The organism is Bacteroidales bacterium (genome assembly GCA_029210725.1).
Classification (GTDB): Bacteria; Bacteroidota; Bacteroidia; order Bacteroidales.
Genome location: JARGFM010000004.1, coordinates 145759 through 160013 on the forward strand (window position 1 = coordinate 145759; position 14255 = coordinate 160013).

A 14255-nucleotide genomic window follows, 5' to 3' on the forward strand; every position below is an offset into this window, starting at 1 on the left:
ATATCTTTAATGGGTGGAAATCTTTACAATTCTCTCCTGGAAGGTGTCATAGGGGGTCGAGAGTTCAAGCAGGTAGGGCCCGTCGGCCAGGCTGGAGAGGTTGAGGGTGAGTGGATTGCTTACCCTGCTTAACTGATAAATCTCCTGTCCCGCCAGGTTGGTGATGCGCACGCCATCGATGGATGACAGATTGGGAAACTGAATGTGCAGCAGGCTGACGACCGGATTGGGTCCGTAACGGAAGGGCTTTCCCTCCGGAAGTTTCTGAACCACCGTTGCGGTCTTCAGGAGCTGTTTTCCGGGATCAAATACGATCCGCTCCACATATCCTTCTACCGGAATCCGGAACTCCTCCCGGGGATGCTCCTGCATGAGTCTGAACCGCTCTGTCTGACCGTTGTTCAATATTATATCCAGTTCAAAAGGAACCTGGAACAGGGGGGTTACACCGGAAGCCGACCCGATCTGTTCGCTGACAAGCAGCAGACTGTCCCCCTGCTGCTCCCAGAAGAGCTGAAAGACCGGATAGCCTTCGCCGTAATACCATTGCTCGAAAAAACAAGAAAAATCCAGCTCACTCACCTCCTCCAGCACCGCCTGGAAATCTGCCCCTGTAGCATGTCCGTTCTGGTAACGTAAGAGATAAGTCCGGAGAACCCGGTAAAAGAGATCATCATCGTCCAGGATGAAGCGGATCATATGCAGCAGGACGGCCCCTTTCTTATAGCTCAGGGCATAGGAGAAGAGCCTGTAGTCGGACTCCACCTCCGCTTTCGGAACATAGACCGAGCCTTTCTTCTCTCCCAGGGCAATGGAGATGGCATCCTCCATCCAGTCATCGGCAGCCTCCCGGCCCTGCAGGTGCTCCGCAGCCACATACTCCATATAGGAGGCAAATCCCTCGTTGATCCAGATGTCCTGCCAGTTGCCACAGGTAAGGTAATCGCCGAACCACTGGTGGGCCAGTTCATGGGCCACCAGGGAAAACCTGAAATTCTGAAGCGTGGTCATGGTCTGGTGCTCCATCCCCCCTCCCATGGGTGCCATGGCATGTCCGTATTTTTCTTCTGCAAATGGATAGTCGATCAGTAGTTTTGAAAAGAGCGTGATCAGGGCTCCGGTCTTGTCGATCTGCTCCTTCCAGTCGCTCAGCACCTCTTCGGTGTCGTACAGGTAATTCTGCACCAGCACCGAATCGCTTTCATCCGAAAGCGGAGCATAAAAGGAGTAATCGACATAATCGGCCACTGCAAAGGAGAGCAGATAATAGGCCATGGGATAATGGGTTTTCCAGGTCAGCATATGTTTTCCGCCCACCTCCTCCCGGGTCACCAGCAATCCATTGGAACCAGCCAGAAGCTCCTTATCGCAAATCAGCCTGAAAGTAACGGAGTCGATCTTATCCTCAAGGATCTGTTTTACCGGAAACCAGTCCCTGGCATTGTGCGGCTCCGAAAGGGTATAGGTGACATCAAAGTTATAATCGCTTCCCTTCTTGTTGGTGATTCCGGCAAAAAAGCCCCGGTCCTGTCCCGCATCGCCCCCGTACTCTATTTTTACCCGGAAGAGTTCTCCCTGCTGATAGGTTCGGTCCAGCACCAGAAATAAGACTGCCTGAATATGTTCGAAATCAAGGGAATTCTCCGGCAGGTAGATCTGAGTATTTATCTCATCGCTGATTAATACCTGCGTAACTTCCAGCTTATCCTGCAGTTCCAGCACCAGTGTATCCAGGTCCCGGTTAGCTTCCAGCACCACCTCTGCCGCACCGCCGATCCAGGTATTTTTATTGGAAACCTCCAGTGTCAGTTCGTAGTGTTTTACATCATAAGCTGACAGCCACTTTTCAAAAAGGGGGTTCTCATATCCGGACTTCAAAGCTGGATGGAGCGGACAGGAGTGGTAAACCTGCGTCCTTGCTGAAAAAAACAGGGCCAGGAGCAGGAAGGTGGTCAGGATCCTGGACATCAGCTGCTGAATCGGTAAATGGTAAGGGCCGAATACTCCTGGCCAGGCATCAAAACAGTGGAAGGAAAGTGAGGGTAGTTGGGACTGTCGGGAAAAAACTGGGTTTCCAGGCAAAGTGCAGCATGTTTCCCGTACACCTTGCCTCCCTTACCCGGAATGCCATCCACATAGTTGGAGGTATAAAGCTGAACTCCCGGAAGGGTGGTCAACACCTCCATATTTCTCCCGGATACGGGATCATGAACGGCGGCCACCCGGGTAAGCTCCCTGGCTTCCATGTCCAGCACATAATTCATATCATAACCCGGTTCCACCTGTCCGATGCGTTCGCCAATCTCCCTGGAAAGCCTGAAATCGTATGGAGTTGATTCCACCGGGAGTATCCTTCCTGTGGGGATGCTTTCCCGGTTCAGCTCGGTCATGCGGTCGGCATCAATCATCAGTTCATGCCCCAGGATGTTCCCCTCACCGTTATTCAGGTTGAAATAGCTGTGGTTGGTCAGGTTCACATGTGTGGGCTTATCTGTCTTGGCCCGGAAGCTGATTCCCAGCTCATTGCGATCATTCAGCGAATATTCCGCTTCCACCATCAAAGCCCCCGGGTAGCCCTCCTCCCCGTCTGCGCTTTCATATCCGAGCATCAGTGAAACCTGGTCGGGAGTCTTATTGCTGTAAGCGGTCCACAGCTTTTTATCAAATCCGCTGGTCCCTCCATGAAGCTGATTGACACCCTCATTGGCCCTTATATGAAAGATCCTTCCATCCAGTTCGAAGCGTGACCTGCCGATGCGGTTGCAGACTCTTCCCACTATGGCTCCAAAATAAGGATGGTCGCCCAGATACTCCTCCAGGGTTTCGAATCCCAGAACCACATCGCCCGGTTCGTTCTTCCGGTCAGGTACCCGGATGGCCGTGATAATGCCTCCATAGCTGATTATATCCACTTCCATTCCCCGGTTGTTTTTCAGGGTATATTTATTTACCTCTTTCCCATCTGGTGTTGCTCCAAACGGCTGCTTTTCAATATTCATAAGCCAGACATTGTGTGGGAATAAAGATAGAAAATATAATGCAGTGGATTTTATGGTGAAAACTTTTGTTCCGATTTATAAAGCGGAAATGAAAAAAGATTGTATTTTGTGTGGACGAAAATTTGTGCGTGAAGTATTGCATATAAAATTCTAAAGATATGAGTAGGATAATTACTATTGCAGCTGCTCTCCTTTTATCTCTGCCATTCCTGCAGGCGCAGGAAAGCATGTTTAACATGGGCGACAAGGTTGTCAACCTGGGCATTGGTCTGGGAAACACCCTCTATTCCGGCACCTTTTACACCAGAGGGGTTCCCCCCGTTTCATTTTCCTATGAACAGGCCGTGGCCGATGAGATCCTTGAAAAGGGGGTGATTGGAATTATGGGGTATGCGGGGTACAGCTCCTATAAATACGAATACCAGGGTTGGGGCTACAAATACTCCAACTTCATCCTCGGTGCGGGAGGGCTTTTCCATTATCCGCTGGTTGACAAACTGGATACATATGCCGGAATACTGCTTGGATATAACATTGCCACTGCCAAGGAATTCGGTACATATACCGGTTACGATTATAACGTAAACTCCGGGGGAATCGTCTTTTCAGGTTTTGTGGGTGCCCGTTACTATTTCAGTGAGAAATTTGCTGCCTTCGGCCAGCTGGGCTATGGCATTGCATACCTTACGCTTGGGGTTAGCATTAGACTCTAAAACTACCGACTCCAAACTACTCCAGGATGAGGCTGTCCCGAACCCGGGACAGCCTCTTTGTTTTCTAATAGATATTTTTCAGATCCTCCGCCCTGCGGTCCTCCCGTGCAGGTGCCGGGGTCATTCGTGGAGGCCACTCTTCAAGCAGGTTCATCACTTCGGTAACCACCCGTTCCACTTGCGGATCGCGACCCTGCATCAGGACATTGGGATCGTCCCATACCTCCACATCCGGTGACACTCCTTCACCCTCCCAGAACCAATGACCATCATTATCATACAAGCGGGCGCCTGGAATCGTGATTCCTCCTCCATCAATAAGCTGGTGACCGGTTGCTGGTCCAACCAGGATACCCAGGGTGCGCTCGCCAACAATGGGACCGGCTTTCAACTCCTGGAAAGCCCATGGCAGGCCATCTCCACCGGATCCGGCCCATCCGTTGATCAACATGCCCATGGGGCCTGTATTCGTCATAACAGGTTGTGTATGGTCTTTACCGTGACGCCAGTGCAGATTGTAGATTACCGGACGCTGCAGCAGCTCGAGGAAGCGGTCGGCCAGGGAACCTCCTCCATTGAAACGTTCATCAATGATAAAACCCTCTTTGTCCAGCTGGCCATAAAACATGCGAACAAGTTCCAGGGTCCCGCGGCTGGCTGTATTGGACATATAGATATATCCCAGTTTACCCTGGGAGAGCTGGTCCACCCACTTCCGGTTGTTCTCGACCCACTCCAGGTAGCGGAGATTGACCTCTTCGCCCTGATCCAGACATTTGACCACCGTCTGAACCGCCTCCTCGCTCTTCCCCGTAATACTGACAGAAAGAGAAACCGTTTTTCCGGCAAGGCCTTCAAAGGCCGCGTAGGGATCCCTGTCGGGATCCAGAGGAATCCCGTTTACCGCATGGATATAGTGGCCCTCCTTCGTGTTTATGCCCGGTTTATCGAAGGGAGAACGGACCTCTGTATCCCAAACGGCCGGTCTCACAATCCTCTGAATACGATAAGCCTGATCTGTCAGTTCCCAGTCGATCCCCAGGAAGCCGGTGCTGATCGGCTTGACCTGGTCGGGACCATCCCCGAAGGTATAGGTATGCCCTGCACTGAGCTCCGCCAGCAGGTTGGATCCGATAAAGGAGAGATCCCAGCGCGAACGCGCGTCTTCCACCAGGGCTCCGTACTGAAGCCGCATGGCTTCCCAGTCCACACCATGCATCTGCGGATCGTAAAAGAAATCACGGTAACGGCGCCAGCTGTCATTAAAAATCTGGCGCCACTCCTCCCTGGGAACCAGCTCCATAGCCAGGTCGCCCGTAGATACAGGATCCTCCACTTTCTGGTTTTCGGCAACCTTGATCACAGCGAATTTTCCACCTGCACGCACCAGAATCATTTTTCCGTCGGCCGTGAGCTCTGCACTCTGCACTCCCTTCATGATCGACTTTTCCTCTCGCTCCTCTATATCATAATAGGCCAGCGAAGCATCGCGCGATTCCGATCCGGTATTGGGATGACGCAGGAACACCACTTTTCCCTCCACGGGTGCCAGCCAACGGATATTTCCCGCTTTGGGAGGCAACAGTTCCACCCTGGACTCCAGACCTTCCGGGGCAACAATCACTTCTGGTTTTTTTTCATCCGATGCCCCGTTTTCTTTTTGCTATCGGGCGACCAGTAGGGCTGGTTTGCCATCGATGGCCGGACTCTTGGTGAGGTTCTTTGCCTGCTTACCCTCCAGATCAAAGAGCAGGATGTCGGAGGTGAGTCCGCCCCGGTACCGTTTAAAGGGATAATTCTCGGTAATCTTAGTGATATAGGCCAGGTGCTTCCCGTCGGGTGAGAAGGTGGCCAGCTCTCCATAGGGAATCGGGAGTTTTTCCGGCATGCCGCCTGTTTTATCGACCAGATAGAACTGGGAATAGGACTGCCTGCCGCTCTCTCGTTTGGTGGCAAAAAGCAGTCGTTTTCCGTCGGGGTGCCATTCCACCATCCGGTCGTCAAAAGAGTTATAAGTGACCCGGGTGGGTACTCCCCCGCCGGCTGGCATCACAAAAAGGTCCATATTTCCGTTGTAGCCGGCCGAAAAAGCCAGCTCTTTTCCATCCGGTGAGAATCGGGGCCATGATTCTTCTCCCGGAGAAGAGGTGAGCTGGTGGGCTGTTCCCCCCTCTTTGGGCATGATCCAGATATCCCCTCCGTATACAAAAGCAATCTGTTTTTCGGAAACATCCACATAGCGCATCAGCCGGGCACTGACCTGTCCGGATACCAGTTGCACGGCCATCAGGGCCATTAAAAGCATCAATGATTTTTTCATGGAGATTGTATATGCTAAGAAAAAGAATTTGAAACTCCAAGATACGAAATCGGTGCGTTTTATCTAATTTCGCCAGCAAAGAAAGATGAGATAATGATTCATGAGCTGGTGATTGCATGGATGCTGGGACTCATCGGGGGAGTCATCCCCGGTCCGGTGATTACAACAGTTTTCACAGAGATCCTGCAGTCGGGTTATCTGAAGAGCCTGAGAATCATTATGATCGCCCTGATCACCGAAACCCTGGTGGCCCTGGTAAGCCTGCTGGTCCTCGAATCCCTGAATTTCAACGAGGCCTTTTTCAGAGGATTATCTCTGGCCGGGGCAGCTATTCTGGTCTGGATTGCCATCTCCTTATGGAAAGTAAAAAGCCTGGATAGTGAACAGAAAGTTCATTTTGGCCTTTGGAAAGTGGTCCTCATGATCCTGTCCAACGGGGTCCTCTGGACCTACTGGATCACCATTTGCATTCCCAAGGCCATCCTTCTGGGAGAACAGCTGAACCTGGGACAGTACCTCTTTATGGGCCTGGTCCAGCTGGGCTGGCTGGTCTCCACCCTAGTGGTGGCTTTTCTGTTCTCCCGCTTCCGGAAGGTCCTTTCACGTCCCCGGATTATTCCCCTTTTGTTTAAGCTTTTTGCGCTTGCATTTGCTTACTTTGCCATAGATATGCTCTATAAATCCTTACATTTCTTCCTGCAATGCTGACTCCAAAAGACTTTAAAAATGTATCGGGACAGGTGGTGGACTGGGTCGACCACTATCTGAGTAACATCCATAGCTATCCTGTCAAATCTCAGGTAGCCCCGGGCGATATCTATTCGGCTATCCCGGAGGAGGCCCCGCAGCAGGGTGAATCTCTGGAACAAATCATGGAGGACCTGGACCGCATCATCGTTCCCGGGATGACCCACTGGCAGCATCCCGGATTCCATGCCTATTTCCCGGCCAACTCTTCGGTGGAATCCATCCTGGCCGAAATGCTTACCTCGGCCCTGGGAGCGCAGTGCATGATCTGGGAGACCTCCCCGGCAGCGGCTGAACTGGAGCAAAGGATGGTGGAGTGGCTGCGCGATGCCATGGGGCTCCCTTCCGGTTTCGAGGGAGTCATACAGGACAGTGCCTCCTCGGCATCGCTGGTCTCCCTGATTACTGCCAGAGAAGTGGCCACCGGCTTTCGATCCAACGAAGAGGGAGTGCCACCCGACCTTCGCGTATATTGCTCCACGGAGACCCACTCCTCCATCGAAAAGGGAGTAGTTGTTTGTGGAATTGGCAGAAAAAACCTGGTAAAGATCGGCGTGGACCGGCAGATGAGAATGGATCCTGAAGAACTGGAGCGAAAGATTCGTGAAGACCTGGAAGCAGGGTTAAATCCCTGCGCGGTGGTTGCAGCCATTGGCACCACGGGAACGGTGGCTGTGGATCCCCTGGAACAGATTGCTGAGATTTGTAAAAAATATGAAATCTGGCTGCATGTCGATGCGGCCTTTGCGGGAACAGCCCTGCTCCTGCCCGAACACAGGTGGATGATCAGGGGAATTGAACAGGCCGATAGTTTTGTGTTTAATCCGCACAAATGGATGTTTACCAATTTCGACTGTTCGGTCTACCTGGTGAAGGATGCCAGCCTGTTAATTAAAACCTTTGAGATCCTGCCCGAATACCTGAAGACCAAAACCAGGGGGGCGGTGAACGACTACCGGGACTGGGGAGTGCCTCTGGGCCGCAGGTTCAGGGCCCTGAAACTCTGGTTTGTGATCAGGAGCTACGGTCTGGAGGGTATCCGGGAGAAACTCAGAAGTCATATCCTGTTGAACAACAAGTTTTCCAGGGAGTTGTCACAAATAAAAGGAATGCATCTTCCCCTGGATCCCTTTCTTAATTTCACCTGCTTCAGGCTGCAACCCGAGGGGGTGGACGATCCGGATTTGCTGAACCGGCTTAACGAATCCTTCCTGGAGGAAATCAACAGGGATGGGAAGCTCTTTCTGACCCATACCAAAATCGGGAATCTGTACACCATCCGGATGATCATCGGGCAGACCTATGTGGAGGAGAAGGATGTGGAAGTGGCACTGAAGCAAATAGCGCTGGCCGCAAGAACCGCTTTAAAAGACCGTTTTTGAGGATGCAGGCAGAAGTTGTATTTTTATCTCCTCATGAACCATGCAAATCCAGATCATTCTATCTTCCTGGTCACCGGGAACGTCCAGGGAGGAAAAACAAGTTACCTGTCAAAGCTGGTTAATCTACTGGAAAATAAAAATTTAAGGATAGCAGGATTCCTTTCACCCGGCAGTTTTGACTCCGGCACCAGATCGGGATTCCGCCTGAAAGACATCGGGACAGGTGTGGAGATTCCATTGGCTGCCGTCCGGGAGACCCCCGGGTGGTTCAAATACAGGAGGTTCTGGTTCAACCCGGATGCCTTCCGGCAGGGCCGGGAGTGGATCGAATCGGGCCTGTTCCTGGATCCGGATGTGGTGGTGATAGATGAAGTGGGCCCCATGGAACTGGAAGGTGCCGGCTGGTCAGAAAGTCTGGAATTTCTTCGGAACAGTTCCATACCCCTGCAGATCTGGAATGTCCGGGATTCTCTGAGCGCTGAAGTGTCGCAAAGGTGGAATATTTCTTCTGCCAGGCATCTGCATATTGAAAAAACAGATCCGGTCCATGCTGCAGAGAAGATCAGCGGGATCGTAAAAAGAAACAGATCATCTAATCCATAAAGCTAAGATGAAAAAAAGGGCTTATCCCCTGCCGGAGCAAATGACTGCGATCAGGCAATATACACCGGGAGGTGAATTAAAGACGGAGCAGCTGAACCTGTCATTTCCCGGACCGGGCCAGGTGCTGGTAAAGATGGATGCGGCACCCATAAATCCCTCTGACCTGGCTCTGATTGCCGGGGGCTACCTGGAGCGCAGCTATCCTTTTACTCCCGGGCTGGAGGGAAGTGGTACCGTGGTGGCTGCCGGAAGCGGACTCCTGCCCCGCCTGAGGCTGGGAAAAAGGGTGGCCTGTTCGCCCAGGCATGGCGGTGACGGTACCTGGGCGGACTATATGCTGACCTCCGCCATGAATGTGGCACCCCTTCCCCGTGGTATTTCCGGTGATCAGGGAGCAATGATGCTGGTGAATCCCATGACTGCCATGGCATTTATTCATCTTGCAAGGAAGGGGAAACACCGGGCCATGGTAAATACGGCAGCTGCCAGCTCGCTGGGTAAGATGCTCATCAGGCTGGCCCGCAAGAACGAGATTCCTCTGATCAATATCGTGAGGAAAGAGAAGCAGGTGACTGAACTGAAAGAGTTGGGAGCAGTCCATGTTCTGAACAGCAGTTCAGAACGTTTTTCGAAAGAGCTGTCGGGACTGGCAAAAGAGCTGCAGGCCACTCTCTTCCTGGATGCGGTGACCGGAAGTCAGAGCTCTGTCCTGCTGGATGCGGCCCCATATGGCTCCACCCTGATTGTTTATGCCCGCCTGTCCGGCCATCCCATTACGGCCGATCCCGGGCCTTTAATCCGGGAGGAGAAAACAATGTCCGGCTTCCAGCTTGGAAACTGGTTACAGACCAAAGGACTATTGTTTAAGTTCAGGTTTATAAGGAGTGTCAGCCGGCAGCTGGCGGGTGATCTCTCCTCACAAATCAGCCGGACCTACCCCCTGGAGAGTGCCGGGGAGGCGATTGCCCATTATAAAGCTCATATGTCGGAAGGTAAAATCCTTCTGAAGATTGGATCCTAATGCCTATATTTAGTTCTTATTCCTAATCGTTCTGACTTATGAAAAAAGTGTCGATTCTGGCCTGTGTGGCCTGTCTGGCTGTCAGCGGAAGTCTGGGTTCCTGCCGCTCAGCCCCAGGCAGCGATCCTGCTCCTCAGGAAAAAACAACGGAGGCTCCCTTTCTCTGGGAAAATGCCAACATCTATTTTCTCCTTACCGACCGCTTTTATAACGGCGATACCTCCAATGACATCCAGTTTGACAGAAGTGGAAAAACAGCCATGCTTCGTGGCTTTGAAGGAGGCGATATCAAAGGAGTCATTCAAAAAATGGAAGAAGGATATTTTGACCGGCTGGGGATCACTGCCCTCTGGATGACCCCATGGCTGGAACAGATTCATGGGGGTACCAACGAAGGAACCGGGCTTACCTATGGCTTTCATGGCTACTGGATCAGCGACTGGACCAGCCTGGATCCCAATTTTGGAACGGAAGAGGATCTGGCCAGACTGGTAGAGACGGCTCATAAACAAGGCATCCGGGTGGTGATGGATGTGATCATCAACCATACGGGTCCCGTCACAGAACAGGATCCAGTCTGGCCCGGTGAGTGGGTCAGGACCGAACCCCGGTGTACCTACCAGGATTATGAAAGTACGGTTACCTGTACCCTGGTAAGGAATTTGCCCGATATCCGCACAGAATCGGATCAGGAGGTAGAGCTCCCGCCTCAGCTCATAGAGAAATGGACCAGGGAGGGCAGACTGGAACAGGAAATGGAGGAACTGGATGCCTTTTTTGCCCGCACGGGCTATCCCAGGGCCCCCAGGTATTATCTGATTAAATGGCTGACCGATTTTGTCCGGAAATATGGCATTGACGGATACCGGCTGGATACCGCCAAACATATTGAAGAGCATATCTGGAGCGAACTGGGGAAAGAGGCACAGGCTGCCCTGGAAGAGTGGAAAGAAGCTCACCCCGGCCAGGTTCTGGATGACAGGGACTTCTATATGGTGGGTGAAGTCTATGGATATGGGATCTCAGGAGGAAGGCTCTTCGACTTTGGTGACAGGCAGGTGGACTTTTTTGCACAGGACCTGGATGCCCTGATCAATTTCGAGTTCAAAGAGAGTGCAAAGCTGCCCTATGAGCAGCTCTTCTCCTCCTACTCGAACAAACTGCATGGCCCCTTGCTGGGCTGCAGTGTACTCAACTATATCAGTTCGCATGATGACGGAGCACCCTTTGACAAAAAGCGTTCGAAATCGATGGAAGCAGGGACCAAACTGCTACTCGCACCGGGGGCCTCCCAGGTGTATTACGGGGACGAAAGCAGCCGGGAGCTTGAGATTCCAGGGACACAGGGAGATGCCAATATGCGCAGCTTTATGAACTGGGAGGAGATAGAATCGAATGTAAGCAGGAAGGGCGTACCCATAGCCGAAGTAATGCTCCATTACCAGAAACTGGGGCAGTTCCGCAGGGCCCACCCTGCCGTTGGTGCGGGCGAACACCGGATGATCTCGGAGACTCCTTATATATTCTCCAGGATTTATGAAGGAGCTGACTTCAGCGACCGTGTGGTGGCCGGTCTGGATCTGAAACCCGGCAAAAAGCAGATCGAATTGAATGGGCTCTTTGACGAGGGAAGCATCCTGAAAGATTACTATTCCGGAGAGAAAGCAGCCGTCCGGGAGGGCCATGTGGAGCTGGATACGCCCCATGACATCGTGTTACTGGGGCTTTAACAGGAAATTCCGTGAAGAGCTTTAGTCCCGATCCGGACCGGATCAGCCTGGAGGAATTCAGGGAACTGACAGCAGGCAGGAAGCTTCTGCCCGGAAGGCTCATGCTCGGGGAGCAGATGGAAGAGCGCTTTAAAATCCTGAAAGGGGCCGGCATACAACAGCTGGGCGATCTGCTCCGGGTTCTGGGCTCAGGGCCGAAAATCCGGAGCTTTTCTCTCCGGACAGGACTCGCCGTGGATTACCTAATTTTGCTGAAACGGGAAGCGGGAAGCTATCTGGCCCGTCCCTGTCCACTCTCCGGTTTTCCCGGCATTCCTTTTGAATACGTGGAATTACTGAAGTCCAGGGGGATCAGGCACAGCAAAGATCTCTTTGAGCAGGTGCAGACCGCCCGGCAGCAGGAGCGGATGGCCGAAAGTACAGGGATTCCCTCTTACAGGATCAGGGAGCTGCTAATGCTCTGCGATATTTCAAGGATTACCGGTGTTGGGGGAGTCTTTGCCAGGATCGTCTATGAAGCCGGTATCCGCTCGGTGGAAGAATTTGCCCGTACCCCTGCTTCTGAGCAGCTCAGCCGTTACCAGGCTGTGATTAAGAAATATAAATACCCGGCTGGAAAGCTTGGTGAGGAGGATATCCGTTACGGGATCCACTATGCCAGGGTCCTCGCAGCCTTTGACAACAAACAGCATTAAAAATGAAACAGTCCGTTCCCGTATTCTTCATTCTCATTCTCCTGAGCATTCAGCCTGCAGCAGCGCAGCGCGACTTTTCCGATTCGGAGATTACCAAACTGGTATTGCTGGGCACCGGCAATCCAAATCCCTCACCCGATCGGTCGGGATGCTCCCTGGCCCTGGTGGTCAACCAAAGCCCCTATGTGATCGATTTCGGGCCGGGCCTGGTACGCAGATCGGCCAGTCTGAGCCCCAGTTACGGGGGAAATATAGCAGCCCTGGAGACCCGGAAGCTGAAGACTGCCTTCCTGACCCACCTGCACTCCGATCATACCGCCGGTTATGCGGATCTGATCCTGACACCCTGGGTTATGGGCAGAGAGGAGCCCATGGAGGTATACGGTCCGGTGGGGATCGGAGCTATGACGGAACATATTCTTCTGGCCTACCAGGAAGATATCAGTTACCGGGTCTATGGGGATGAGCCTGCAAACGATCAGGGATGGAGGGTCAACTGGCACGAGTTCAAAGCGGAGGGGGAGATTTACCGCGACAGCAACATCGTGGTGGAGGCCTTCCCGGTGACCCATGGATCCTGGCCCAATTCCTGGGGCTTCCGCTTTACAACACCCGATAAGGTGATTGTGATCTCGGGCGACTGTAAGCCTTCTCCCAAGGTGTTGGAATATGGAAAAGGGGCCGATATCCTGGTCCATGAGGTATACTCTCAGGCCGGCTATGAGACCAGGAGTGCAGATTGGAAGGCGTATCATGCGGTGCACCACAGCTCCACCCTGGAACTGGCAGAGATAGCCAGAGAGACCCGGCCTGCAAAAGTGGTTCTCTACCATATTCTCTTCTGGGGAAGCAGTGAAGCCGGTTTGTTGAATGAGATCGCTTCTCAGTATAAAGGCGAGGTCTATGTAGGACAGGATCTGGATATCTTCTGAAACCGTACTCCTGAAAAGGAAAAGATCTTTGTCAGGGTTCAAATATATGAACCTGTTGATAGAGATCTCTCCAGGCCCAGTCAGCTGCTGTAAAAAAGAGCGGAGCTTCCAGTTTCTCCCCGGCATGTTCCCCTTCTGTCCCCTCTCCGAAAATGTTCCAGACAGTACCGCTGTCATCCTTCATAATGAAGGGAAATGCACCCTCCAGGGGTTCCATGAGATAATTGGTCCGGAAGGCAAGCATGAAATGATGGTCTCCGGAGCCGGCAACCACAATCTTCCCCCCGGGCGACTAAACAGTTTCATGCAAAACAATTTCACCTGGAAACATATCCATCGTAAAAAGCTGCACAGACTCCCTTTGGATAATACCCAGCTGCTGCTCCAGGGGAGCTGACCCGGCCGACTTGCTGCCGCTGTTGTTGACATAGACCCTGGCCTGTGGAAAATGATCCTTTACCGTGAGCCAGGTGGTCTCGATCATGGGAAAGGTATTCAGCTCCCTGAATGCAAAGAGATCCCCCTGCCGGGCAGTTCCCTGAAAGCGACGCATAAGCATCTGCGACCAGATATTTCCCGTATTTACATACAGGGGCATCAGGTTCTCCCTGTAAAGATATCCGGAAGCGGTCAGCAGCAGGGTATCTGCTCCCACCAGGCGGTTCCAGTTGATTCCGCTGCGGGTAATGGGACAATAGGTGATGGCCATCAATACCCCGTTTGCCTCTTCATTGACCACCTCCACATGCATGTGACGATGCGGATAAACCTTCACCTCTCCGTCAGCTTTTGTGATAAACACCATATCATTGTCCCGCAGATGCCCGGCCTCCTCCACAGCAGAATACAAGGGGTTCTCAATCAATCTGAAAGGATTCAGTCCGCCTCTTACATCCTCCTGGTCCTCCAGCTGCTTCACAATATCCTCAGCTGTTTGTGAATCTGCGGGCGGCGGAGGATCAGTCTGACAGGCGGTCGCAAACAGCAGGATAATCCCGATTGTGCAAAGAGAGAATATTTTCATTTTTTCCAGGTCTTGGTACATTCCCTTTGTCGGGAGATCAGGTTTTATCTTACAGCTATGTTTGGACGCCACATTTTTGTTAGATTTGT

14 protein-coding genes are annotated in these 14255 nt (G+C 52.3%); 8 read left to right on the top strand and 6 right to left on the bottom strand.

Annotated elements, in window-relative coordinates; all coding sequences use genetic code 11:
- Positions 1-6: 6 nt before the first annotated feature.
- A complete protein-coding gene (locus P1P86_03690) occupies positions 7-1968 on the bottom strand; it encodes a M1 family aminopeptidase (protein MDF1574277.1) in 1962 nt (653 codons plus the stop codon).
- The gene (locus P1P86_03695) at positions 1968-2999 is read right to left on the bottom strand and encodes a galactose mutarotase (protein MDF1574278.1); all 1032 of its coding nucleotides are present in this window, start codon (positions 2997-2999) and stop codon (positions 1968-1970) included. Before P1P86_03695 ends, P1P86_03690 begins: the two co-directional genes overlap by 1 nt.
- Before the next feature lie 158 nt (positions 3000-3157).
- Here P1P86_03695 and P1P86_03700 point away from each other — a divergent pair, with 158 nt between their 5' ends.
- The gene (locus P1P86_03700; GenBank protein MDF1574279.1) at positions 3158-3712 is read left to right on the top strand and encodes a hypothetical protein; all 555 of its coding nucleotides are present in this window, start codon (positions 3158-3160) and stop codon (positions 3710-3712) included.
- 64 nt (positions 3713-3776) lie between these two features.
- Here the strand turns inward: P1P86_03700 and P1P86_03705 are convergent, their stop codons facing one another.
- Together P1P86_03705 and P1P86_03710 are read right to left on the bottom strand one after the other, a co-directional pair.
- Positions 3777-5336, bottom strand: a complete 1560-nt coding sequence (locus tag P1P86_03705) for a PDZ domain-containing protein (protein ID MDF1574280.1) — start codon at positions 5334-5336, stop codon at positions 3777-3779.
- Positions 5337-5375: 39 nt separating this feature from the next.
- The gene (locus P1P86_03710) at positions 5376-6032 is read right to left on the bottom strand and encodes a hypothetical protein (protein MDF1574281.1); all 657 of its coding nucleotides are present in this window, start codon (positions 6030-6032) and stop codon (positions 5376-5378) included.
- 93 nt (positions 6033-6125) lie between these two features.
- On the opposite strand from P1P86_03710, the gene P1P86_03715 reads away from it, so the two are divergent.
- From P1P86_03715 to P1P86_03745, 7 genes are read left to right on the top strand one after another with little or no spacing between them, the layout of a single operon-like run.
- Positions 6126-6740 carry a LysE family transporter gene (locus tag P1P86_03715; GenBank protein ID MDF1574282.1) on the top strand — a complete coding sequence of 205 codons (615 nt, stop codon included), beginning with the start codon at positions 6126-6128 and terminating at the stop codon, positions 6738-6740.
- Positions 6734-8161, top strand: a complete 1428-nt coding sequence (locus tag P1P86_03720) for an aminotransferase class I/II-fold pyridoxal phosphate-dependent enzyme (GenBank protein MDF1574283.1) — start codon at positions 6734-6736, stop codon at positions 8159-8161. Before P1P86_03715 ends, P1P86_03720 begins: the two co-directional genes overlap by 7 nt.
- 33 nt (positions 8162-8194) lie before the next feature.
- Entirely contained in the window at positions 8195-8764 is a 570-nt protein-coding gene (locus P1P86_03725; protein ID MDF1574284.1) for a nucleoside-triphosphatase, read from the top strand.
- Positions 8765-8771: 7 nt separating this feature from the next.
- A complete protein-coding gene (locus tag P1P86_03730) occupies positions 8772-9785 on the top strand; it encodes a zinc-binding dehydrogenase (protein MDF1574285.1) in 1014 nt (337 codons plus the stop codon).
- Positions 9786-9823: 38 nt separating this feature from the next.
- The gene (locus P1P86_03735) at positions 9824-11515 is read left to right on the top strand and encodes an alpha-amylase family glycosyl hydrolase (GenBank protein ID MDF1574286.1); all 1692 of its coding nucleotides are present in this window, start codon (positions 9824-9826) and stop codon (positions 11513-11515) included.
- 11 nt (positions 11516-11526) lie between these two features.
- Positions 11527-12210, top strand: a complete 684-nt coding sequence (locus P1P86_03740) for a DUF4332 domain-containing protein (GenBank protein MDF1574287.1) — start codon at positions 11527-11529, stop codon at positions 12208-12210.
- A 2-nt stretch (positions 12211-12212) separates the two neighbouring features.
- Entirely contained in the window at positions 12213-13142 is a 930-nt protein-coding gene (locus tag P1P86_03745; GenBank protein ID MDF1574288.1) for an MBL fold metallo-hydrolase, read from the top strand.
- A gap of 31 nt (positions 13143-13173) precedes the next feature.
- On the opposite strand, the gene P1P86_03750 is transcribed toward P1P86_03745, so the two are convergent.
- Together P1P86_03750 and P1P86_03755 are read right to left on the bottom strand one after the other, a co-directional pair.
- Positions 13174-13386 carry a hypothetical protein gene (locus tag P1P86_03750; GenBank protein MDF1574289.1) on the bottom strand — a complete coding sequence of 71 codons (213 nt, stop codon included), beginning with the start codon at positions 13384-13386 and terminating at the stop codon, positions 13174-13176.
- 48 nt (positions 13387-13434) lie between these two features.
- Positions 13435-14166, bottom strand: a complete 732-nt coding sequence (locus P1P86_03755; GenBank protein MDF1574290.1) for a DUF3179 domain-containing (seleno)protein — start codon at positions 14164-14166, stop codon at positions 13435-13437.
- Between the last annotated feature and the right edge of the window lie 89 nt (positions 14167-14255).

Bases quoted from the DNA above. Each gene is read 5' to 3' on its own strand.
- P1P86_03690 (MDF1574277.1), bottom strand. From the start codon at position 1,968: ATGTCCAGGATCCTGACCACCTTCCTGCTCCTGGCCCTGTTTTTTTCA.
- P1P86_03695 (MDF1574278.1), bottom strand. From the start codon at position 2,999: ATGAATATTGAAAAGCAGCCGTTTGGAGCAACACCAGATGGGAAAGAG.
- P1P86_03700 (MDF1574279.1), top strand. From the start codon at position 3,158: ATGAGTAGGATAATTACTATTGCAGCTGCTCTCCTTTTATCTCTGCCA.
- P1P86_03710 (MDF1574281.1), bottom strand. From the start codon at position 6,032: ATGAAAAAATCATTGATGCTTTTAATGGCCCTGATGGCCGTGCAACTG.
- P1P86_03715 (MDF1574282.1), top strand. From the start codon at position 6,126: ATGATTCATGAGCTGGTGATTGCATGGATGCTGGGACTCATCGGGGGA.
- P1P86_03720 (MDF1574283.1), top strand. From the start codon at position 6,734: ATGCTGACTCCAAAAGACTTTAAAAATGTATCGGGACAGGTGGTGGAC.
- P1P86_03725 (MDF1574284.1), top strand. From the start codon at position 8,195: ATGAACCATGCAAATCCAGATCATTCTATCTTCCTGGTCACCGGGAAC.
- P1P86_03730 (MDF1574285.1), top strand. From the start codon at position 8,772: ATGAAAAAAAGGGCTTATCCCCTGCCGGAGCAAATGACTGCGATCAGG.
- P1P86_03735 (MDF1574286.1), top strand. From the start codon at position 9,824: ATGAAAAAAGTGTCGATTCTGGCCTGTGTGGCCTGTCTGGCTGTCAGC.
- P1P86_03745 (MDF1574288.1), top strand. From the start codon at position 12,213: ATGAAACAGTCCGTTCCCGTATTCTTCATTCTCATTCTCCTGAGCATT.
- P1P86_03750 (MDF1574289.1), bottom strand. From the start codon at position 13,386: ATGCTTGCCTTCCGGACCAATTATCTCATGGAACCCCTGGAGGGTGCA.
- P1P86_03755 (MDF1574290.1), bottom strand. From the start codon at position 14,166: ATGAAAATATTCTCTCTTTGCACAATCGGGATTATCCTGCTGTTTGCG.